The sequence below is a fragment of the Saccharothrix sp. HUAS TT1 genome, from assembly GCF_040744945.1.
Taxonomy (GTDB): Bacteria; Actinomycetota; Actinomycetes; order Mycobacteriales; family Pseudonocardiaceae; genus Actinosynnema.
In genome coordinates, this window is the sequence record NZ_CP160453.1 from 2,757,796 (window position 1) to 2,778,348 (window position 20,553).

General features: G+C 73.0%; 22 protein-coding genes. 11 read left to right on the forward strand and 11 right to left on the reverse strand.

Annotated elements, in window-relative coordinates:
* Position 1: 1 nt before the first annotated feature.
* The 4 genes from AB0F89_RS13640 to glgX all read right to left on the reverse strand — a co-directional run bounded on the left by AB0F89_RS13640 (position 2) and on the right by glgX (position 4,077).
* Positions 2-580, reverse strand: coding sequence for a cysteine dioxygenase family protein (locus tag AB0F89_RS13640; RefSeq protein ID WP_367136070.1), 579 nt, complete (start codon positions 578-580; stop codon positions 2-4).
* A gap of 183 nt (positions 581-763) precedes the next feature.
* Positions 764-1,111 carry a rhodanese-like domain-containing protein gene (locus AB0F89_RS13645; RefSeq protein WP_367138860.1) on the reverse strand — a complete coding sequence of 116 codons (348 nt, stop codon included), beginning with the start codon at positions 1,109-1,111 and terminating at the stop codon, positions 764-766.
* Positions 1,112-1,146: 35 nt separating this feature from the next.
* Positions 1,147-1,725, reverse strand: coding sequence for a cysteine dioxygenase family protein (locus AB0F89_RS13650; RefSeq protein ID WP_367136072.1), 579 nt, complete (start codon positions 1,723-1,725; stop codon positions 1,147-1,149).
* A 243-nt stretch (positions 1,726-1,968) separates the two neighbouring features.
* On the reverse strand, positions 1,969-4,077 hold the full coding sequence (glgX, locus tag AB0F89_RS13655; RefSeq protein WP_367136073.1) for a glycogen debranching protein GlgX: 2,109 nt from the start codon (positions 4,075-4,077) through the stop codon (positions 1,969-1,971).
* A 167-nt stretch (positions 4,078-4,244) separates the two neighbouring features.
* Between glgX and AB0F89_RS13660 the strand changes: the two genes are divergently transcribed.
* The 4 genes from AB0F89_RS13660 to AB0F89_RS13675 are packed head-to-tail and all read left to right on the forward strand — an operon-like array spanning position 4,245 to position 7,940.
* Positions 4,245-5,021, forward strand: a complete 777-nt coding sequence (locus tag AB0F89_RS13660) for an ABC transporter ATP-binding protein (protein ID WP_367138862.1) — start codon at positions 4,245-4,247, stop codon at positions 5,019-5,021.
* 39 nt (positions 5,022-5,060) lie between these two features.
* A complete protein-coding gene (locus AB0F89_RS13665; RefSeq protein WP_367136075.1) occupies positions 5,061-5,840 on the forward strand; it encodes an enoyl-CoA hydratase/isomerase family protein in 780 nt (259 codons plus the stop codon).
* Positions 5,830-6,792 carry a class I SAM-dependent methyltransferase gene (locus AB0F89_RS13670; RefSeq protein WP_367136077.1) on the forward strand — a complete coding sequence of 321 codons (963 nt, stop codon included), beginning with the start codon at positions 5,830-5,832 and terminating at the stop codon, positions 6,790-6,792. Before AB0F89_RS13665 ends, AB0F89_RS13670 begins: the two co-directional genes overlap by 11 nt.
* Complete coding sequence (locus AB0F89_RS13675) at positions 6,792-7,940, forward strand: class I SAM-dependent methyltransferase (RefSeq protein WP_367136079.1); 1,149 nt, start codon at positions 6,792-6,794, stop codon at positions 7,938-7,940. Before AB0F89_RS13670 ends, AB0F89_RS13675 begins: the two co-directional genes overlap by 1 nt.
* Here the strand turns inward: AB0F89_RS13675 and AB0F89_RS13680 are convergent.
* Both AB0F89_RS13680 and AB0F89_RS13685 read right to left on the reverse strand, forming a co-directional pair.
* Positions 7,937-8,878, reverse strand: coding sequence for a nucleoside hydrolase (locus AB0F89_RS13680; protein WP_367136081.1), 942 nt, complete (start codon positions 8,876-8,878; stop codon positions 7,937-7,939). The genes AB0F89_RS13675 and AB0F89_RS13680 overlap by 4 nt on opposite strands.
* Positions 8,879-8,900: 22 nt before the next feature.
* Positions 8,901-9,716 carry a hypothetical protein gene (locus tag AB0F89_RS13685; protein WP_367136083.1) on the reverse strand — a complete coding sequence of 272 codons (816 nt, stop codon included), beginning with the start codon at positions 9,714-9,716 and terminating at the stop codon, positions 8,901-8,903.
* A 71-nt stretch (positions 9,717-9,787) separates the two neighbouring features.
* Between AB0F89_RS13685 and AB0F89_RS13690 the strand changes: the two genes are divergently transcribed.
* Complete coding sequence (locus AB0F89_RS13690) at positions 9,788-10,534, forward strand: DapH/DapD/GlmU-related protein (protein ID WP_367136085.1); 747 nt, start codon at positions 9,788-9,790, stop codon at positions 10,532-10,534.
* Here AB0F89_RS13690 and AB0F89_RS13695 read toward each other — a convergent pair.
* The gene (locus AB0F89_RS13695) at positions 10,531-10,938 is read right to left on the reverse strand and encodes a winged helix-turn-helix transcriptional regulator (RefSeq protein ID WP_367136087.1); all 408 of its coding nucleotides are present in this window, start codon (positions 10,936-10,938) and stop codon (positions 10,531-10,533) included. The genes AB0F89_RS13690 and AB0F89_RS13695 overlap by 4 nt on opposite strands.
* Before the next feature lie 67 nt (positions 10,939-11,005).
* Between AB0F89_RS13695 and AB0F89_RS13700 the strand changes: the two genes are divergently transcribed.
* Positions 11,006-11,947: an NADP-dependent oxidoreductase gene (locus tag AB0F89_RS13700; RefSeq protein WP_367136089.1), complete on the forward strand. Its 942-nt coding sequence runs from the start codon at positions 11,006-11,008 to the stop codon at positions 11,945-11,947.
* A gap of 114 nt (positions 11,948-12,061) precedes the next feature.
* Here the strand turns inward: AB0F89_RS13700 and AB0F89_RS13705 are convergent, their stop codons facing one another.
* From AB0F89_RS13705 to AB0F89_RS13715, 3 genes are read right to left on the reverse strand one after another with little or no spacing between them, the layout of a single operon-like run.
* Positions 12,062-13,312: a glycosyltransferase family 4 protein gene (locus AB0F89_RS13705; RefSeq protein ID WP_367136091.1), complete on the reverse strand. Its 1,251-nt coding sequence runs from the start codon at positions 13,310-13,312 to the stop codon at positions 12,062-12,064.
* A 58-nt stretch (positions 13,313-13,370) separates the two neighbouring features.
* Positions 13,371-14,843 (reverse strand): 1,4-alpha-glucan branching protein domain-containing protein, encoded by a 1,473-nt coding sequence (locus AB0F89_RS13710; RefSeq protein ID WP_367136093.1) that lies wholly within the window; start codon positions 14,841-14,843, stop codon positions 13,371-13,373.
* Entirely contained in the window at positions 14,840-15,586 is a 747-nt protein-coding gene (locus AB0F89_RS13715) for a methyltransferase domain-containing protein (RefSeq protein ID WP_367136094.1), read from the reverse strand. The genes AB0F89_RS13710 and AB0F89_RS13715 overlap by 4 nt, the downstream gene beginning before the upstream one ends.
* A gap of 314 nt (positions 15,587-15,900) precedes the next feature.
* Here AB0F89_RS13715 and AB0F89_RS13720 point away from each other — a divergent pair, with 314 nt between their 5' ends.
* The 3 genes from AB0F89_RS13720 to AB0F89_RS13730 are packed head-to-tail and all read left to right on the forward strand — an operon-like array spanning position 15,901 to position 18,114.
* Positions 15,901-17,001, forward strand: a complete 1,101-nt coding sequence (locus tag AB0F89_RS13720; RefSeq protein ID WP_367136096.1) for a hypothetical protein — start codon at positions 15,901-15,903, stop codon at positions 16,999-17,001.
* Positions 17,001-17,258 (forward strand): hypothetical protein, encoded by a 258-nt coding sequence (locus tag AB0F89_RS13725; RefSeq protein ID WP_367136098.1) that lies wholly within the window; start codon positions 17,001-17,003, stop codon positions 17,256-17,258. The genes AB0F89_RS13720 and AB0F89_RS13725 overlap by 1 nt, the downstream gene beginning before the upstream one ends.
* 10 nt (positions 17,259-17,268) lie before the next feature.
* A complete protein-coding gene (locus AB0F89_RS13730) occupies positions 17,269-18,114 on the forward strand; it encodes a hypothetical protein (protein WP_367136100.1) in 846 nt (281 codons plus the stop codon).
* Positions 18,115-18,136: 22 nt separating this feature from the next.
* On the opposite strand, the gene AB0F89_RS13735 is transcribed toward AB0F89_RS13730, so the two are convergent.
* Positions 18,137-18,280, reverse strand: coding sequence for a hypothetical protein (locus AB0F89_RS13735; RefSeq protein ID WP_367136102.1), 144 nt, complete (start codon positions 18,278-18,280; stop codon positions 18,137-18,139).
* Between the two features lie 448 nt (positions 18,281-18,728).
* Between AB0F89_RS13735 and AB0F89_RS13740 the strand changes: the two genes are divergently transcribed.
* Together AB0F89_RS13740 and AB0F89_RS13745 are read left to right on the forward strand one after the other, a co-directional pair.
* Positions 18,729-19,511 (forward strand): electron transfer flavoprotein subunit beta, encoded by a 783-nt coding sequence (locus AB0F89_RS13740; protein ID WP_367136104.1) that lies wholly within the window; start codon positions 18,729-18,731, stop codon positions 19,509-19,511.
* Positions 19,512-19,525: 14 nt separating this feature from the next.
* Positions 19,526-20,485, forward strand: a complete 960-nt coding sequence (locus AB0F89_RS13745; protein ID WP_367136106.1) for an electron transfer flavoprotein subunit alpha/FixB family protein — start codon at positions 19,526-19,528, stop codon at positions 20,483-20,485.
* Positions 20,486-20,553: the final 68 nt, after the last annotated feature.

Consider the following 20,553-nt stretch of genomic DNA (forward strand, 5'->3'; position numbering starts at 1 on the left):
GTCAGACCTCCGCCACGTCGAGGCGGCGGCTGAGCTTGATCTCCCGCAACCGCTGCCGCTGGTCCTCCGGCCACCAGGCGCCGCAGTCGTCGGCGACGACGCAGGCCGCGCACTTCTCCAGGTCGTAGACCACCATCCCGGCGATCGGGGGCGCGTAGACGTGCAGCGTGACCGTCACGTCACCGTTGCGATTGCCCATGCTGTGCACCGCGCCGCGCGGCGCGAACATGAATGAACCGGTGTTCTCGACGCGTTCGGCGAACGGTGTCGGGATGTCGTCCTGGTCGAGCGTGTAAAGCCGGTGGTCGATCGTCCCGGAAACGACCTGGATCCAACCGAAGGACCGGCCGTGGTCGTGCGGCGCGCATTCCCGGTCGGCTGCCCAGTTCATCACGATCGCCTCGACCACGCCGTTGGAGAACAGCGGTTTGCGACCGTACGGGTAAATCCCGGGCTCACCGAGGTGCGGCGTCAGGGCGTCGAGATCGGCGTTGAGGTCGAGCGTGGCTTGCTTCAATTGGGCCGGATCGGGTCGGCGTAAATTGCCGAGCTTTTCCTGGACAGCATCGAGGAACGACACACTTCCCCCATAGTCGAGCGTCGCTGGTGAATCCGAACCCGGGCGAGTATGCCAACGCGGGGACGGATCGGTCAACAACGACGCGGTCGATCAGGGGGAAGGCGATCGCATTGTGCCTTGATCGGTTTTCGCCCGTCGAATGGAATAATGGGCGTAATATTCGATCACGCCCATTTCCGGGGATCAGGTGACGGCTTGGGTGGCGCCGGGGCGGACGGGGAGGCCGGCGGCGGCGTAGGCGCGGAAGCCGCCGACCAGGTCCGTCGCCCGGGGGAGGCCCACGCGCTGCAGGTCGCGGGCGGCCAGGCTGGAGGCGTAGCCCTCGTTGCACAGCACGACCACGGTGGTGTCGGCGGTGAAGCCGGGGATCCGGTGCTCGCCGCCCGGGTCGAGCCGCCACTCCAGCACGATCCGCTCCACCGGGATCGAACCCGGCACCTCGCCCTCCGCCGCGCGGTTGTGGTGCGGCCGGATGTCGACCACCAGCACGTCCGGCAACCCCGCCAGCTCGTGCGGCGTCACGCGGGTCAACGACCGGCGCGCTTCCTCCAGGAACTCCTCGGCGCTCACGGACCCTCCAGGTCGGCCAGGACGCGCAGCTGCTCCAGCGGCAGCCGCTGGGCGGGCAACGGCGGGATGTCGTGCGGGATGTCGGCCAGGCTCGGGTACTCCCGGGTCGGCACCAGCGGCGGCGAGTAGGCGTGCACGCTCGCCGCACCGGTCGTCCCGGTGTTCAGCACCCGGTGCGCCCGCCCCGCGCCGAAACCCAGGGCGCTGCCGACGGGTCGCAGCGCGCTGCGGATCGGCCCACCGGGGTAGCGGTAGTCCTCCGACAGCGTTCCGGTGAGCACGGTGAACGAGCCGGCCGCGCCGCCGTGGTCGTGCGGCTCGGTGCCCTGGCCGGGCAGCCAGCTCAGCAGCCACAGCTCGACGCCCTCGGTCAGCCCGAGCCGGGCCCACCAGCGCCCGTCCGGGTCGTACCGGAGGACGTCCAGCAACGGGGTGGTCAGCTCGGCGGCGACGGTGGACGTCAGCTCGCGCAGCTCGCGCGGCGTCCAGAGGTCGCGTTCCGGGTGGATGATGTCGCGCAGGAACCTCACGTCCAGCTTCGGGTGCAGGTCGGCGCGCGCGAACGTCGCGGTCACGGTGGGTCGCTCCTGATGGCTACGGGTCGGGCGGGGGTAGCGATCAAGACGCGACGCGGGGTCACTCGGACGAACAGGACCGGCCGCGTCGCGTCCGGCTACACCCGCACGACGCCACCAGCAGGAGGTCGATCGTGCGGTCGCGCCAGGTCAGCAACGGGCGGGCCACACCACGATGCTGCCACGGACCGGCGCTTCGCGCAGGGCCTCCCACCAGCCAGGATTGCCTCGGGGACCGATGGATCAGTTCGGCGCCCTCAGCAGCAGCAACGACCGGCCCGGCATGGTGAACGACGCCCCGGCCGCCAGGTCACCCGACAGGGCGGGCGAGCCGTCGGCGGTGGTGGAGTCGATCGCCGGCTGGTACCGGTCGCCGTACTCCGGCCCCGGCAGGGTGACGTCGACCGGGTCCGCGCCCGCGTGCAGGAGCAGCAGCCACGAGTCGTCGGACACCAGCTCGCCGTCCCGGGAGCGCGAGAGGCTGTTCGACCCGTCGATCCACATGCCGAGGAACCGGCGGCCCTCGTCGAACCAGTCGGTCTCGGCCATCTCCTCGCCGTCGGGTCGGAACCACACCAGGTCGGGCGCACCGGACGCGGTGGTCCGGCCGTCGAAGAACTGCGGCTGGCGCAACGCGGGCGACGTGGCCCGCAGCGTGATCACCCGGCGGGCGAACGCCAGCATCGCCTCGCCCGCGCGGTCCAGGTCCCAGTCGACCCACGCCGTCTCGTCGTCCAGGCAGTAGGCGTTGTTGTTGCCGCCCTGCGTGCGCCACTGCTCGTCACCGGCGGTCACCATCGGCGTGCCGGTGGACAGCGCCAGCGTGGCGAACAGGTTGCGCGCCTGCCGGGCCCGCAGCGCCAGCACCTCGGCGTCGTCGGTCTCGCCCTCCGCGCCGCAGTTCCACGACCGGTTGTCGTTGGTGCCGTCGCGGTTGTCCTCGCCGTTGGCCAGGTTGTGCTTGTCGTTGTACGACACCAGGTCGCGCAGCGTGAAGCCGTCGTGCGCGGTGACGAAGTTGATCGACTGCCACGGCCGCCGCAGGTCGTCGGAGTACAGGTCGGACGACCCGGACAGCCGGTAGGCCAGGTCCCGGACGCTCGTCGTGCCGCGCCAGAAGTCGCGCACGGTGTCGCGGTACCGGCCGTTCCACTCGGCCCACTGCACGCCGAAGTCGCCGACCCGGTAGCCGTCGCCGGTGGCGTCCCACGGCTCGGCGATCAGCTTGCACCGCGACAGCACCGGGTCGGCGGTGATCGCGGTCAGCATCGCCGACGCCCGGTCGAACCGGCCGCCGCCCGGCCGGCCCAGGGTGGAGGCCAGGTCGAACCGGAAGCCGTCCACGCCCATCTCGGTGGCCCAGTACCGCAGCGAGTCGGTGACCAGCCGGACGAACTGCGGCGACCCGGCCTCGGTGGTGTTGCCGCAGCCGGTGATGTCGAGCGTGCCGCCGCCGTCGATGTGCAGGTAGTAGCCGGGCGCGTCGAAGCCCCGGTAGCTCAGCGTCGGACCCTCCGGCCCGCCCTCGCAGGTGTGGTTGAAGACCACGTCGATGATCACCTCGATGCCCGCGTTGTGCAGCGCGGCCACCATCGTGCGGAACTCCTCCACCTCCCGGCCGGGCTCGCTGGCGTAACCGGGGTGCGGCGCGAAGTAGCTCAGCGGCGAGTAGCCCCAGTAGTTGTGCCTGCCGTCGCGGATCAGCGACGGCTCGTCGACGAACGCGTGCACCGGCAGCAGCTCCACCGTCGTCACGCCGAGCCGGGTCAGGTGTTCCAGCACGGCGGGGTGCGCGAGGCCCAGGTAGGTGCCGCGCTGGTGCTCGGGCACGGCCGGGTGCAGCTTCGTGAACCCGCGCACGTGCAGCTCGTAGATCACCGCCTCCTCGAACGGCACCTCGGGCTTCACGCCGGTGGCGGGCCCGCCCGGCGAGGTCACCACGGACAGCGGCACGCTGCCGAGCGAGTCGACCGGCGACGGCCCGCCGAGCATCGGGTCGTCCACGTAGCCCAGTGCCGCGTCGAGGTCGGACAGCGTGCCGGTGATCTGCGTCGCATAGGGGTCGATCAGCAGCTTCGCCGGGTTGCAGCGCAGCCCGCGGGACGGGTCGTACGGGCCGTGCACCCGGTAGCCGTAGCGCTGGCCGGGCGTGACGCCGGAGACCAGGCCGTGCCACACGCCGAACGTGCGCTCGGTCAGCTCCACCCGCTCCTCGGCGCCGTCTTCGCTGATCAGGCACACTTCCACGGCGTGCGCGGGTGGCGCCGAGACCGCGAAGCGCACACCTCCGGCCTCGGGGTGCGCCCCGAGGGGGAACGGTCGGCCCGCGAGCAGGATCGAGTCGGCAGCCATGCCCCCGATCTTTCCAGCAGACACCGACCGCGTGTGATCGCCGCGCTCCACCGCGTCGGGAACCTCCCCCCACCGGACCGCGGGCGGGGGGCGTTGCAGAACAATGGCGACGGCGGCGCATCGACGGGGCGAGGGCAGGCGTGGAAAACGAAGATCTGGTCATCCACATGCAGGGTGTTTCGGTTCGACGGGGCAAGACCACGCTGGTCGGGGACGTCGACTGGAGCGTGGAGCTGGACGAGCGCTGGGTGGTGCTCGGCCCGAACGGGGCCGGCAAGACCACGCTGCTCCGGCTGGCGAGCGCCGAGCTGCACCCGACCAAGGGCAAGCTGCACCTGCTCGGCGAGCGGATCGGCAAGACCGACGTGTTCGAGCTGCGGCCGCGGATCGGGCTGTGCTCGGCGGCGTTGAGCGGTCGCATCCCGGGCGAGGAGAAGGTGGTCGACCTGGTGGTCAGCGCCGGGTACGCGGTGCTGGGCCGGTGGCGCGAGGAGTACGACCAGCTCGACACCGGGCGGGCCCGGGAGCTGCTGGCCTCGATGGGCATCGAGCACCTGGCCGACCGCACCTACGGGACGCTGTCCGAGGGCGAGCGCAAGCGCACCCTGATCGCCAGGGCCCTGATGACCGATCCGGAGGTGCTGCTGCTGGACGAGCCCGCGGCGGGCCTGGACCTGGGTGGCCGCGAGGACCTGGTGGCCCGGCTCTCCGAGCTGGCCATGGACCCGGACGCGCCGGCGACGGTGCTGGTCACGCACCACGTCGAGGAGATCCCGCCGGGGTTCACGCACGTGCTGCTGCTGCGTGACGGCGGCATCGTGGCGCAGGGCCTGCTGGACGACGTCCTCACCGAGGAGAACCTGACCAAGACGTTCGACCAGCCGCTGGAGCTCCAGCGGTCGGGTGACCGGTACTTCGCCCGGCGCAAAACTACCCAGGGGTAACCTGCGAGGCGCACCGCCGACGGAGGTCGAGGAGGACCTGTGGCTGAGTTCGCAAGGCTCGAAGTCGAGGACGGCATCGGCACGATCCGGTTGGACCGCCCGCCGATGAACGCGCTGAACAGGCAGGTCCAGGAGGAGATCCGGGCCGCCGCGCTGGAGGCGACCGACCGGGCCGACGTCTACTCGGTGATCGTCTACGGCGGGCCGAAGGTGTTCGCGGCCGGCGCGGACATCAAGGAGATGGCCGAGCTGTCGTACGCCGAGATGGCGGCCCGCGCGGGCGCGTTCACGTCGGCGCTGCGCTCGGTGGAGGAGATCCCCAAGCCGACCGTGGCGGCCATCACCGGGTACGCGCTGGGCGGCGGGTTCGAGCTGGCGCTGTGCGCGGACCGGCGGATCGCGGGCGACAACGCCAAGGTCGGCCAGCCGGAGATCCTGCTCGGCGTGATCCCCGGCATGGGCGGCACGCAGCGCCTGCCGCGGCTGATCGGGCCGTCGCGGGCCAAGGACCTGATCTACACCGGCCGGTTCGTCGGCGCCGAGGAGGCGTTGCGGATCGGCATGGTGGACGAGGTCGTCGCGCCCGACGACGTCCACGAGGCGGCCAAGCGGTGGGCCGGGCAGTTCGTCAACGGCCCGGTGCGCGCGTACGCCGCCGCCAAGGCCGCCATCGACGGCGGGCTGGACACCGACCTGGGCAGCGGGCTGAAGCTGGAGAGCCAGCTGTTCGCCGCGATGTTCGCCACCGAGGACCAGAAGACCGGCATGGCGTCGTTCATCGCGAACGGCCCGGGGAAGGCGGAGTTCCGTGGCCGTTGATCCGGTGGACCCGAAGCCGCACCCGCACGCCACCGCGGAAGAGGTCCAGGCGGCGTACTCCGACCCCAAGCTCGCCAACGTGCTCTACCACGACTGGGAAGCGGGCACGTACGACGAGAAGTGGTCGATCTCGTACGACGAGCGCTGCATCACCTACGCCACCGACCGGTTCCGCGCGGTCGCGGGCGACGTCGGGCCGTACGGGCACGCGCTGGAGCTGGGCTGCGGCACCGGGTTCTTCCTGCTCAACCTCATGCAGGGCGGTGTGGTCGAGCGCGGGTCGGTGACCGACCTGTCGCCGGGCATGGTCGAGGTGGCGCTGCGCAACGCCGAGCAGCTCGACCTGCCGGTCGACGGCCGGGTGGCCGACGCCGAGCGCATCCCGTACGACGACGACACGTTCGACCTGGTCGTCGGGCACGCCGTGCTGCACCACATCCCGGACGTGGCCGCCGCCATGCGCGAGGTGCTGCGGGTGCTCAAGCCGGGCGGCAAGTTCGTGTTCGCGGGCGACCCGACGAACGTGGGCAACTTCTACGCGCGCAAGCTCGGCCAGCTCACCTGGTGGCTGACCACGAACGTGACCAAGCTCGAACCCCTCAACGGCTGGCGCCGCCCGCAGGAGGAGCTGGACGAGTCCTCGCGGGCCGCCGCGCTGGAGGCCGTGGTCGACCTGCACACGTTCGACCCGTCGGACCTGGAGCGGACGGCCCGGTCGGCCGGCGCGGTCGGCGTGCGGGCGGTGACCGAGGAGCTGTCGGCGGCGCTGTTCGGCTGGCCGGTGCGCACGTTCGAGGCCGCCGTGCCGCGGGAGAAGCTGGGCTTCGGCTGGGCGATGTTCGCCTACCGGACCTGGCAGCGGCTGTCCTGGGTGGACGAGAACGTGCTGTCGAAGGTCCTGCCCCGGGAGGTCTTCTACAACGTCTCCGTGACGGGTCGCAAGCCGGTCTAGTGGCCTACGCGTTCAGCCTCGACGACGTGGCGTTCCTGCGCTCGGACGCCGGGTCCGCCGCGCTGTCGGCGTTGGCGGACCTACCGCTGACGCCCGCGTCGCGGCTGTCCGACGCGCGGCTGGCCAGGCAGGCGGCGCCGGAGCGGTTCGCGGCGGTGCTGGAGACGTTGCTGTTGCGGCGCAAGGCGGCCAAGCTCGCCTTCGCCGACGGGCTGTACACCTCCGACGCCCTGCAGCAGGCCACCGCGCACCCGGTCGCCGCGCACCGGGCCCGGCGGTTCACCGGGCCCGCGCACGACGTCACGTGCTCCATCGGCGCGGACCTCGCGGCGCTGCCCGCCGGCTCGGTCGGGTCCGACCTGGACCCGGTGCGGCTGGCCATGGCGCGGTACAACCTGGGCGACGCGGTCCCGCTGGTGCGGGCGGACGCGCTGCGGCCGGTGTCGCGCGGCACGGCGGTGCTGGCCGACCCGGCCCGGCGGGACGCGACCGGTCGGCGGACGTGGCGGCCGGAGGACTTCGCGCCGCCGCTGGACGAGCTGGCGTCGGCCTACGCGGACCGCGACCTGGCGGTGAAGTGCGCTCCCGGCGTCGACTTCGCGGTCGCGCCGTGGGCGGACGAGGTCGAGCTGGTGTCGCTGGACGGCCAGGTGCGCGAGGCGTGCCTGTGGACGCGCGGCCTGGCCACGCCCGGCGTGGCGCGGCGCGCGTCCGTGCTGCGGTCCGACGGCCCCGGCTGGACGATCACCTCGGCCGACCCGGACGACTGCCCGGTGCGCGAGCCGGGTGAGTGGCTGGTCGACCCGGACGGCGCGGTGGTGCGGGCCGGGCTGGTGCGGCACTACGCGGCGCGGCACGGGCTGGCGCAGCTGGACGAGCGGATCGCCTACCTGACCGGCCCGACGCCGCCGCCGGGCGTGCGGGCGTTCCGGGTGGTGGAGCACGGGCACTACAGCGAGAAGGCGCTGCGGTCCGTGCTGCGGGCGCACGACGTGGGGCGGCTGGAGGTCCTGGTGCGCGGGCTGGACGTGGACCCGAACGCGCTGCGGCCGAGGCTGAAGCTGTCCGGGTCCGGCGAGGCGACCGTGGCGCTGACCAGGATCGGCCGCCGCCCGGTCTACCTGCTGGCGCGCGCCGAGCGCACCTAGGGCGCCAGGTTCGCCAGCCGCTCGAACAGGAACGCGCGCAGGCCGTCGAGGTCGGCGTCCAGCGCGATGTCCAGGGTCTTGGGCGCGTCCACCTCCAGCCGCTGGTCCACCACGAGCGCGCCCCGGTTCGGGCCGGACGAGCAGTCGACGTCCACCGGGAACGGCGTGCCGGCCAGGATGCCCGGCCGGACCGCTTCGGCCACCGCGACCGCGTCGTGCACCGCCATGCCGTCGAAGCCCAGGAACCGGCGGTAGGAGGCCAGGTAGTCGGGGGTGAGGCCGACCAGCGCGGTGGCGACGTCCGAGGTCCGCGCCAGCTCGGCCAACCACCCGCTGTCGACTGCGCACCGGCGGGTCAGGTCCATCGGGACCAGCGTCGTCGGCACGTCCTCCTCGACCAGCACCCGGCGGGCGGCCTCCGGGTCGCTCCAGACGTTGAACTCGGCGGTGGCCGTGATGTTCCCGCCGCTCACGCCGCCGCCCATGACGACCAGCCTGCCGATCTTCGGCTTGAGGCCGGGGTGCGCGGCGAGCAGCAGGGCGATGTTGGTGAGCGGTCCGATGGGGACGATCGTGACCGGCCGGTCGGCTCCTTCGAGGAGTTCGCGCAGGAGGGTGACGGCGTCGCGCGGGTCGGGGCCGCGGGTCGGCTCGGGGAGCGTGTCGGCGAAGCCGGAGAGGCCGTCCGAGCCGTGCGCGCTGGACAGGTGCGGGTGGGGGTGCACCAGCGGCCGGTCCGCGCCGACGCCGACCGGCACGTCGTCACGGCCGAGGAGGGTGAGCAGGCGCAGGGCGTTGCGGGTGGTGTCCGCCAGCGAGACGTTGCCGAAGACCGTGGTCACGCCGATCAGCTCGACCTCGGGGCTGGCCGCGGCGAGCGCGAGGGCGAAGGCGTCGTCCACGCCGGGGTCGGTGTCGATGATGAGCGGGGTCGTCACGGGCACCACTGTGGCACGGCGGTCAGCAGCGCGGCAGCAGCGGCGGTTTGGGCCGGCGGTCGATCGCGAGCTTGTAGGCCGGGGTCAGCGCCGTGCGGCGCAACTCGTCCTCCTCGACCAGCGAGCACAGCGTCCGGCCGCGGACCGAGTCCTGCCGCAGGATCTCCGGTCGCCGGGTGTCGTGGTGGATGAACGTCAGGTCGTGGTCGCCGGACTCGACCACGTACCCGACCGCCCTGGTGCCGTCCGTGCGCTCGACCACCTCGGTGGGCAGCCAGAACGCCACCATGGAGAGGTTGAACACGAGCGTGCCCCAGACCAGCGGGACGGCCAGCACCGCCGTCACCACGCGGCGGTCCTGGACGGGCTCCTCCCAAGGCCGCCACACCTGCGCCCACGCGCCCACCACCCCGACCAGCGTCATCGCCGCCCAGACCAGCGGGAGCAGGGAGCAGGACAGGAGGACCGCGACGAACAGCGCGCCCCGGGTGAAGCGGCCCTTGCGGGTCCTGGGAACCACGGCGTACAGCCCGACGAGCGCGAACGCGGGCAGGAGCGTGAACGTCGGGCCGAACGTGCTGAACGCGACCGCCGCGAAGTCCATGCCGCGGGCGACGACCCGGAGCACCTGGAGGTCGAAGTCGGCGAACAGCAGCGCCTTCAGCACCACCATGGCGATCGGGATGCCGGTGATCAGCAGCCCGGCCAGCTCCAACCAGCTCCACGACCGGCCGCGCGGCGGCGGCTCGGGCGCGCGTGCGCGTTGCCGGGCCGTCCTGACCCGGCCCAGCCTGCGCCGGTCGCCCGGCCGTCGTCGTCGAACCAGGTTCCGCGGCAAGCGGTTCCCCCCGTCGTGCGCTCGGCGACGGGGAACTCTACTGGTCGGCGGGTGGAGTTAGAGTGCCGTTCGTGACGAGCATGTGGGGTGCCCCGGTGTGGACGAGGTGGCGCAGCTCGCGCCGCGACCCGGCGCAGGCCAGGTTCCTCACGCTCGCCTCGCTGCGCTGGGTGCTGCGGCACCGCGCGTACACGCCCTGGTACCTGGTGCGGTACTGGCGGCTGCTGAAGTTCCGGATCGCGAACCCGCACGTGGTGCTGCGCGGCATGGTGTTCCTGGGCAGGAAGGTCGAGCTGCACTGCCGCCCCGGCTACGGCCGGCTGGAGATCGGCCGCTGGGTGCACATCGGCGACGGCAACGCGATCCGCTGCCACGAGGGCTCGCTGCGGATCGGCGACAAGGCCGTGTTCGGCAAGGACAACACGGTGAACTGCTACCTGGACGTGGAGATCGGCGCGGCCACGCTGATCGCCGACTGGGTGTACGTCTGCGACTTCGACCACGTGACCGCCGACGTCACCCTGCCGATCAAGGACCAGGGCATCGTGAAGACGCCGGTGCGGATCGGGCCGGACTGCTGGTTGGGCACGAAGGTCACCGTCACCCGCGGCACCCGGATCGGGCGCGGCTGCGTGGTCGGCGCGCACGCCGTGGTGCGCGGCGACGTGCCGGACTTCAAGATCGCCGTCGGCATCCCGGCGCGGGTCGTGAAGGACCGCCGGGAGGACTACGAGGCCGACGCCGTGCGCCGCGCCGCCGTCGCCGACATGGCCCGCAAGGCCGAAGAGGCCCTGGAGCGGTCGCGCAACGGCTCCTAGACGGGCTGCAGCTCCTCGCCCGCCTTCCGGTCGTACTCCTCCTGCGCGGTGCGGATGTCCTCGATGTGCGTCTCCGACCACACCCTGATCGAGTCCATCAACCCGGCCACGTTGTCGCCCAACGGGGTGAGGCTGTACTCGACGCGCGGTGGCACGCTGGGGTAGACGGCCCGGTGCACCAGGCCCGCGCGCTCCAGGTCCCGCAGGGTCTGGGTGAGCATCTTCTGGGTGATCCCGTCGAGCCGGCGGCGCAGTTCGCCGAAGCGCAGCGTGCCCGGCCGCAGGGCGCTCACCACCAGGCACACCCACTTGTTGGTCAGCAGGTCGAGGACCGCTCGTGACGCGCAGCCGCGGAGGAAGGCGTCCGCGCCGCCGTGGGCGCGCAGGTCAGGGACGGTATACATGAGGTACCTAGATACCATTCAGGTGCCTTCTTCACAAGAGGTACCACCCGACGTGATCCTTTTGACCATGACGAACGAGATGCGAGCGGTCCTGGTCGAAGCCTTCGGCGGGCCGGAGGTGCTGCGGGTGCGGGAACTGCCGAGGCCCGAGCCGGAGCTGGACGAGGTGCTGGTCGAGGTGCGGGCGATCGGCCTCAACCCGGCCGACTGGAAGGTGCGGCGCGAGGGCTACTGGCTGACCGCGCCGTGGGTGCCGGGCTGGGACGTCTCCGGCGTGGTGGTGTCGGTGCCCGCCGGGGAGAACCGGTTCGCGGTCGGCGACGAGGTGTTCGGGATGCCCCACTTCCCGCGCCCCGGCCGCGCGTACGCCGAGTACGTCGCCGCGCCCGCCAGGCACTTCGCCCGCAAGCCCGCGAACATCGACCACGTGCACGCGGCGGCCCTGCCGCTGGCCGCGCTGACCGCGTGGCAGGCCCTCACCGAAGCCGCCCGCGTCCAGCCGGGCGAGCGGGTCCTCGTCCACGCCGCCGCGGGCGGTGTCGGGCACCTCGCCGTGCAGCTGGCCAAGACCCTGGGCGCGCACGTCGTCGGCACGGCGAGCGCCGGCAAGCACGACCTGCTGCGCCGCCTGGGCGCCGACGAGCTGGTCGACTACCGGACCCGGGACTTCGGCGAGGTCGAGCCCGTGGACGTGGTCATCGACCTGGTCGGCGGCGCGGACTACGAGCGGCGGTCGATGCGCGTGCTGCGGCCCGGCGGCCGGTACGTCGGCGTGCCGACGCCCGGCGCGCTCCCCGAACTCCAAGCCGCCGCCGAAGCACTGGGCGTCCGCGCCGCCACCGTGTTCGTGGCCCCGGACCACGCGGCCCTGGACCACCTGGCCGGCCTGGTGGAACGCGGCGAGCTGGAGGTGGTGGTCGCCGAGACGTTCCCGCTGGAGGACGTGGTCAAGGCGCACGAGGTGGGCGAGGCCAACCGGACCACGGGCAAGCTCGTGCTGACCGTGTGAGACCCGCAGAGGTGCGGCTCGGCGAAGCCGATCTGCGCGGACGCCGCCGCAGGACGAGAGCGACTTCGCGGACCTTCCCTCGGCCATATGGGCACTGCGCCGGTTGGTGGACGCCTAGAGGAACGCGTTCCCGGTCGGGATCTTCGGGCGGCCCAGGGCGGGGTGGGCCCGGACGGTGGCGGCGCGGTAGACGGCGGCGGTGTCGGTGGCGATGCTGGACCAGTCGAAGTCGGTAACCAGCCTCGCCTTCGCGGCGCGGGCGCGGCGGGTCGCGGACGGGCGGTCGGCCAGGACGGAGCGGACGGCGGTCGCCAGGGCGTCCACGTCGCCGGGCGCGAAGGACAGGCCCGTGACGCCGTCCACCACGACCTCGCCGAGACCGCCGGCGGTGGAGGCGACCAGGGGCGTGCCCGCCGCCGCCGCTTCCAGCGCCACGATGCCGAACGGCTCGTACCGGCTCGGCAGCACGACCGCGTCCGCCGCCGCCAGCACCGCCGCCAGCGCGCGGTCCGACAGGTGGCCGACGAAGTCCACCGCCCGGCGCACCTTGTGCTTGCGCGCCTGGTCCACCAACCACTCGCGGTGCGTCCCGGTGCCGGCCACGACCAGGCGGGCACCGGGGTGGACGCGCCGGATGCGGGCCAGGGCGGCGATCAGGTCCTGCACGCCCTTCTCCCACTCCAGCCGCCCGAAGAACAGCAGCAGCGGCGCGCCGGCAGCGCCGTGCGCGGCACGCGCGGCGGCCACGTCGGACGACCGCACCCGCCACCTGCGCGGCTCGATGCCGTTGTGCAGCACCGTGATCGTCGACGGCTCCACCTCGAACAGGTGCGCCACCTCGGCCCGCATCGCCCCCGAGCACGTGATCAGCGCGTCCGCCCGGTTCGCCAGCCACCACTCCACCGAGTGCACCTGCTGGTTCAACGTCTGCGACAGCCACCCGCTGTGCCGCCCGGCCTCGGTCGCGTGCACGGTCGCCACCAGCGGCGCGCCGCACGCCTCCGCCAGAGCGACCGCGGGGTGCGTGACCAGCCAGTCGTGCGCGTGCACCACGTCCGGCCGCCAGTCGCGCAGCAGCGCCGACCCGGCCCGGACCATGGCGTGGCCCATGGCCAGCGTCCACGCCACCAGGTCGCGCTCGAACACCAGGTGCATCGGGTCCTCGGCGACCCGGATCAGCCGCACGCCGTCGACGGCGGTGTCCGACGTCGGGTGCGTGACCGCGTCGGTCCCGGCCGGCTGCCGGCACAGCACGACCACCTCGTGCCCCTGCGCGGCCAGGTGCCCGGCCAGCGCGTGCACGTGCCGACCCAGCCCGCCCACGACGACGGGCGGGTACTCCCACGACAACATCAGCACGCGCATGGGCCATCCTCGCACTTCTCGGGAGCGGACCGGGTGGCGCAGGTCCGGGGCGGCGGCGTCAACCGGCCAGCCCTCGCGCGTCGAGCCGGCCGAACGGGCCGTCGACCAGTCGCAGCTCGGCCGCCCGGTCACGCCCGCGCCCCGCCCGCCGCAGGGCGGCGAGTTCCCGGAACCGGTCGGCGTGCACCTCGGCCCGGTAGCGGGCGTAGTCGGCGGCCGAGTCCTTGGTGACCATGAACGCCCAGTCGCTGGACAGCGCGAGCAGCGCCTCCCGCACGGCCTGGTCGGCCACCGGGTCGCGCGCCGCGCCGGACAGGTCCAGCGCCAGCAGCTCCCGCTGGACCTCGGCGTTGCCGTGCACGATGTCGGCGACCTGCGGACCGTTCCACACGTGCCAGCCCTTGCCCGCGCCCCACGACGACGGCGGCACCTCGACCGGCGCGCCGACGTGCCCGGCCTCGACCGCGCCGCGCAACGTGGTCACCCGCACCCCGGCCGACGGCAGCAGCCGCAGCACCGCCTCCAGCCACGCCGGGCCCTCGTGCCACCAGTGCCCGTACAGCTCGGTGTCGTACGCGGCGACCACCAGGGACGGCTTGCCGTGCCGCTCCTTCAACGCCCGCAGCCGCCGCACCACCGTGTCGACGAAGTCCGCCGCGTGCCGCCGGACCGCCTCGGCGGCCAGGTCCGGGTCGTACGGCCGCTTGTCGGCCGGCTCCACGTTCTTCCCGGTCACCCGGGACGGCTTGAGCCCGCTGGGGTGGTCGTAGGTGTGGAAGTCCCGGTAGGCCGGGTCGCCGGGGTAGCCGACCTTGGGCGACCACACCCGGTACGACACCTCCAGGTCGCGCCCGAAGCACAGCACGTCCGAGTCCCCGACCGGCCGGGCCGCGGCGGTGTCGCCGTGCAGCGACGGGCCGTCCACCAGGAACCGCCGCACGCCGGCGCGCGCGTAGTCGTGCTCCATGCCCGGCGCGTACGCGCACTCCGGCGCCCAGATGCCCTCGGGCGCCGACCCGATCCGCAGCGCGGTGTCGGCCAACCCGGTGCGCAGCGAGAACATCCGCAGCCGCTGGTCGAGCAGCGGCTGGAACGGGTGCGCGGCCGGTCCGCCCAGCAGCTCGACCGCCCGCGAGTCCACGAGGGACCGCAGCACCGGCGAGAAGCCGTGCCGCCACCGCGTCTCGAACCGCTCCAGCGCCCACGCCGACGCGCGGTGCTCGCGCGCGCCCAGGTCCGGCAGCCGGGGCGCCGCGCCGTGCGCCCGCAGCTGCCAGTCGCCCAGCCAGTCGTGCAGGCCGCGCAGGCAGTACGGGTCGTCCAGCTGCGCGGCCAGGACCGGCGTGACGCCGAGCGTCAGCACGTCCTCGCGGCCCTCGTCGGCGAACCGCTCCAGCAGGTCGACCACGGGCAGGTACGAGTGCGCCCACGCCTGGTACAGCCACTCCTCGCCGACCGGCCAGGCGCCGTGGTGCGCCAGCCACGGCAGGTGGCTGTGCAGGACCAGGCAGAACGTGCCCTCGTCGGTCACCGGCGCACCGCCACGGCGACCAGGTCCAGGCTCGCGTCCAGGTCGTCGGTGGTGATCTCGAAGTCCTCGGCGCGCACCGACGCCACGGCGGCCAGCAGGTCCTCGGGCCACTCGCCGCCGTCCACCACGACGGCCACCTGCGCGTCGATGACCGACCCGCCGAACCGCTCGTCCAGGGCGCGCAGCGCCGGACCGTGCCGCAGCCCGGCCAGCAGCTCGACCCGCAGGCCCGCGTCGACCAGCAGCTCGTGCAGCTCGGCGGGCGCCAGCTCGCGCGTGTGGAACGGGTTGAGCGGCGTGTCGCGACCGGGGGAGAAGGTGATCCGGTTCGGCGTGGTGACGAGCAGCCGCCCGCCGGGCCGCAGCACCCGGGCGCACTCGGCCAGGAAGCCGGGCTGGTCCCACAGGTGCTCGATGACCTGGAGGTTCGCCACCACGTCCACGCTCCCGTCGCGCAGCGGCAGCGACGCCAGGTTGCCGCGCAGCACCGCCAGCTCCGGGTACGCGCGGCCGGCGTGCGCGGCGGTCGTCTCGTCGTAGTCGAGCGCGACGACCCGCGCGGCGCGCCGGGCGATGAGCGCGGCGCCGTAGCCCTCGCCGCACCCCGCCTCCAGCACGACCGCGCCGCCGCAGTGCCGGACGAGGTCCAGGTAGGCCGCCTCGTGGCGCCTGAACCAGTAGTTCTCCTCGGCGATCCCGGGCACGGTGCGCTCACCGGTGAGGGGCAGCGGCTCGACGGTCACCGGACCAGCCTAGTTGCTCGTTACTCACGGGTAGGCAGCGCCCGGCCGGTCCGGCCTCACTGATTAGTGTGAATGCACTACCGCCCGGTGGTGTGAATTTGTCGCTATATGCATTCGCGGTGGAGGTCGTTGATTCCTGGAATCAACACCATCGGGTGAGCTGCACCCAGCTGTTTCGGATCTTCCCTGATGGTGTTTCCCCTGTAAGAAGGGTGCATCGACGGTGTTGTACCAGGGTAGTCGTGAGTGGTCGTATGCCGCTTGGGTGCCTTACGCTCGGCACCCTCGGCAATCTTCAACCGAGTGGGGCCGCCATGGGTGCTAAAGAGCCGGAGATCGTTCCCCTGCACGCGGGTTTCGACGTCGTCTACCGGGGTTTCCACCGCCGCCAGGTGATCGAGCACCTGGAGAACCTGGACGAACAGCTCAAGTACACGACCCTCGACCGCGCCGAGGCGCTGGCCCAGGCGGCCGACCTGCGCAAGCTGCTGGAGATGACCAGGCACGACCTGGACGAGGCCAGGACCCGCGTCGAGCGGCTGGAGATGTCGCCGAGCACGACCGCGGGCGCGTCCGAGCGGCTGCACCGGATGCTGACGCTGGCCGAGGACGAGGCGAACGAGCTGCGGTTGCGGGCGGAGCGCGACGCCGCGGCGCTGCGGGAGCGGACCGAGGCGGAGGTGGCCGCCCGGCGGAGCGAGGTGGAGGCGGAGCTGGCCGCGCTGCGCGCGGAGGCCGACGCGCACGCGGACGCGCAGCGCGAGGCCGCGAGCAGGCGGGCGGCGGAGCTGGAGCAGTGCGAGGTCGACCTGGAACGGCGTCGGGCCGAGGTGGAGGCGCACCTCAGGGCCCGTGCCGAGGAGGTGGAGGCCGAGTGCGCCGCCGCGGTGGCGGAGGCGGAGCGCGAGGCGGACCGGTTGGCGCGGGAGGCGGCCGAGCGGTGCGCGGCGCTGGAGGCGGAGTCCGATGCCAAGCGCGCCAGGGCGCAGAACTTCTTCGAGCTGACCATGAACCGGCGGCGGCACGAGGCCGAGCAGCACTTCGCCGAGCAGGAGGAGCTGGCCAAGGCGCGGGCCGCGTTCCTGATCAAGCTGGCGGCGCGGGAGGCGAACCGGCGCATCGGCGAGATGCAGCAGCAGTCCGACGACCTGCGTGAGCTGCGGCGGTCGGTGGCGGCTCAGCTCGCCTCGGCGCGCGGTGCGCTGGAGTCGGCGGCGGACCGGATGCCGAGCTTGATCCCGGAGCAGACGAGCGCCGGGCAGGTGAGCGCCGGGCAGGTGAGCGCCGGGCAGGTGAGCGCCGGGCAGGTGAGCGCCGGGCAGATGAGCACGAAGCAGGCGACCGCAGAGCAGGCGGGCACGAAGCAGGCGGGCGCCGAACCCGCGGGCGCCGACGGCCAGCGGGTCGGTGCTTGATGGCGGTGCGGTTCCCGGTGGTGCGGCTGGTGGTGGCGGGTGTGGTCGCGGTGCCGGCCGCGCTCGCCGCGGCGGCCTTCGCGGTGGGCGGTGGCGTCGCGACCACCGGTCCGCCCGCGTTCACGCACCCCGCGAAAGCGCCGGTGCGGCCGACGGTCGAACCGGTCGGGGCCACAGCGGTGGGAGCAGGTCCGGCGCTGGGGTTCCAGCGCCCGCGGTCGGGCGGTGTCGGTCGAGTCGACGTGCGAGTCGGGTGAGGGGGCGCTGGTGTCCGAGGTGGTGGCGGTCGTGTTCGGGTTGTGCGCCTTGTCGTTCGCCGGGGGCTGCGTGCTGACCGCGATCATGCTCAGGCGGGACGCGCCGCCGGAGCCCGAGTCGGAACCGGCGCCGGAACCGCCCGCGCCCCGCGTCGAACCACCGTGGCCGCCGCAGGACTACGCGACCAAGCCGATCCACCGCAACCCGGTCGTGGGCTTCCCGACCGCGCTGCCCTCCCCGCCGCCGCGCCCGAACCTGGTCCTGGTCCCCGACCCGAGGCCGGAGACCGAGCGGCCCGTGCGGCTGGACGAGGTGCGCCGGATGCACGTGGTCCGCGAGGGCTCGGAACCCGCCACGAGCCTGCTGTCCCACGCCGAAACCACCGAGCTGCCCGCCCTCACCGCGCTCGCCGAACTACCCGAGCCGGACAACGGCACCGTGCCCGCCCAGCCGACCGCGCCGGACGGCCGGATCAAGCCGCCCGCACCGGATGAGCAGGTCGCGCCAACCGCACTGGACGGCCAAGTCGAACTGGCCGCACTGGACGGCCAAGTCGAGCCGACCACACCGGATGGCCGGGTCGTACCGACCTCGCTGAACGGGCAGGTCGAGCCGACCTCGCCGGACGGCCAAGTCGAACCGGCGTCGCCGGGGCAGCCGAGCGCGTCCGCCGAACCCGTCCTGATCCAGGTGCCCGCCCAACCCGAGCCGGTCCTGCGCGCGACAGCACCGAAGGCCATCACGTGCGAGGACACCGCGCCCGAACGCACCGACCCGGACCCGGCGGCCGACAAGCCGTCGACCGCCGGGCCGGGTGCCGGACCGACCACGGCCCGCCGCCGGTCCAACCGGTGACGGGCCGCTCGGTCGTCAGGTCTCAGCGCTTGCGGAACTTGCGGATCAGTTGCTGAGCCTTGGCCTTGTTCCGGGGGTCGCGTGCTGCCTGCTTGACCTGTTCGGTGACCCGGCGGCCCTGCGGACTGCGGGCGAACGCGGCGAGCTTGCTGAACAGATTTGCCATGCCCACCTCCTTCCCTGCACGGTCAACGCTCAAACCCCGCACGGGGTTCCCAACCGGTCTAAACCGGCAAAACGGTCACCCTGAGCACCCCTGCCCCGACGTGCGCGCCGATCACTGGGTCGATCGCCGGGCCCGGCGGCGCGCCGGCACGTGGCGGAGCCGGTGACAATCGCCAAGGCGTGCGGCCGAATAGCGGCGGGTCCGCAACGCCGTCTCCGATGCCCGCAGCCTTGTCCTAATAGCCTTTTCCGATCAGTGAGCATCATCACCCGGCGCGGGTGCTAGCTGCTGTTTGCACCTCTGCTACTGGCGGGTAACATTCAGGTGGCCGACACCACCATGCCAATGCGGCGACGGCATGGCAGGGTCACGAGCAATCCGGCGACCACAGGCAACTACCGTCGCCCAACCACGTCGCCGCCCGTCCGCAGGAGGTCGAAGAGGACCCATGAACATTGTCGTCCTGGTCAAGCAGGTGCCCGACACCTGGTCCGAGCGCAAGCTCGCCGACTCCGACCACACCCTCGACCGAGAGTCCGCGGACGCCGTGCTCGACGAGATCAACGAGCGCGCCGTGGAAGAGGCGCTGCTGCTCCAGGAGGCGCACGGCGGCGAGGTGACCGTCGTCGCGATGGGTCCCGACCGCGCGACCGACGCGATCCGCAAGGCGCTCTCCATGGGCGCGGACAAGGCGGTGCACGTCTCCGACGAGGCCCTGCACGGCTCCGACGCGCTCACCACCGCCAAGGTGCTGGCCAAGGCCATCGGCACGATCGACGGCTTCGACCTGGTCATCGCGGGCAACGAGGCGACCGACGGCCGCGCGGGCGCGGTGCCGGCGATCCTGGCCGAGCTGCTGGGCCTGCCGCAGGTGACGCAGGTGCGCAAGCTCACCGTCGAGGGCGGCACGGTCAAGGCCGAGCGGGAGACCGACGAGGGCGTCGTGCACCTGGAGGCGAGCCTGCCCGCCGTGGTCAGCGTCAACGAGAAGATCAACGAGCCCCGGTACCCGTCGTTCAAGGGCATCATGGCGGCGAAGAAGAAGCCGGTCAGCACGCTCAGCGTCGCCGACCTCGGACTGGACGCGGGCGAGGTCGGTCTCGGCGCCGCGTGGTCGCAGGTGCTGGAGGCGGCCCCGAAGCCGCCGCGCGGCGCCGGTCAGCGCATCGAGGACGCGGGTGACGGCGGTTCGAAGATCGCCGAGTACCTGGTCGGCCAGAAGCTCATCTGAAGGCGAGGGGAATCATGTCCGAGGTACTGGTCCTCGTCGACCACGTCGACGGCGAGGTCAAGAAGGTCACCTATGAGCTTCTATCCGCCGCGCGCGGTCTCGGCGACCCGGCCGCGGTGGTGGTCGGATCGCCCGGGACCGCGGGCAAGGTGAGGGAGTCGCTGGGCCGCTACGGCGCGGTGAAGGTGTACGCGGCGGAGTCCGAGGACGCCGTCAACCACCTGGTCACGCCGAAGGTGGACGCGCTCGCGACCATCGCGGGCACCGCGTCGCCCGCCGCCGTGCTGGTGTCGGCGACGTTGGAGGGCAAGGAGGTCGCCGGCCGGCTGGCCGCGCGCCTGGGCTCCGGCCTGCTCTACGACGCGGTCGACCTGGACGGCGAGGGCGTGGCCACGCAGTCCGTCTTCGGTGGCGCGTACGTGGTGAAGTCCAAGGTCACCAAGGGCGTGCCGGTCATCGCCGTGCGCCCCGGCGGCGTGGAGGCGTCCGAGTCGCCCGCCGACGCGGTCGAGCAGGCCGTCGAGCTGCCCGCCGCGAACCCGGCGCTGGTCACCAGGGTGACCGGTCGCGAGCCGATCGTCGGCGGCGACCGCCCGGAGCTGACCGAGGCGTCGGTCGTCGTGTCCGGTGGTCGTGGCGTGGGCAGCGCGGAGAGCTTCGACGTCGTGGAGAAGCTGGCCGACAGCCTCGGCGCGGCGGTCGGCGCGTCCCGGGCCGCGGTGGACTCCGGCTACTACCCGCACCAGTTCCAGGTCGGCCAGACCGGCAAGACGGTCTCGCCGCAGCTGTACATCGCGCTGGGCATCTCCGGCGCGATCCAGCACCGGGCGGGCATGCAGACGTCCAAGACGATCGTCGCGGTCAACAAGGACCCGGAGGCGCCGATCTTCGAGGTCGCCGACTTCGGCGTCGTCGGCGACCTGTTCGCGGTCGCGCCGCAGCTGACCGACGAGGTCGGCAAGCGCAAGGGCTGACCAGCCGCAGGACCCACGGGGGCCGTTCCGCGCGAAGCGGGGCGGCCCCCGTGCCGTCCCCGACCTCA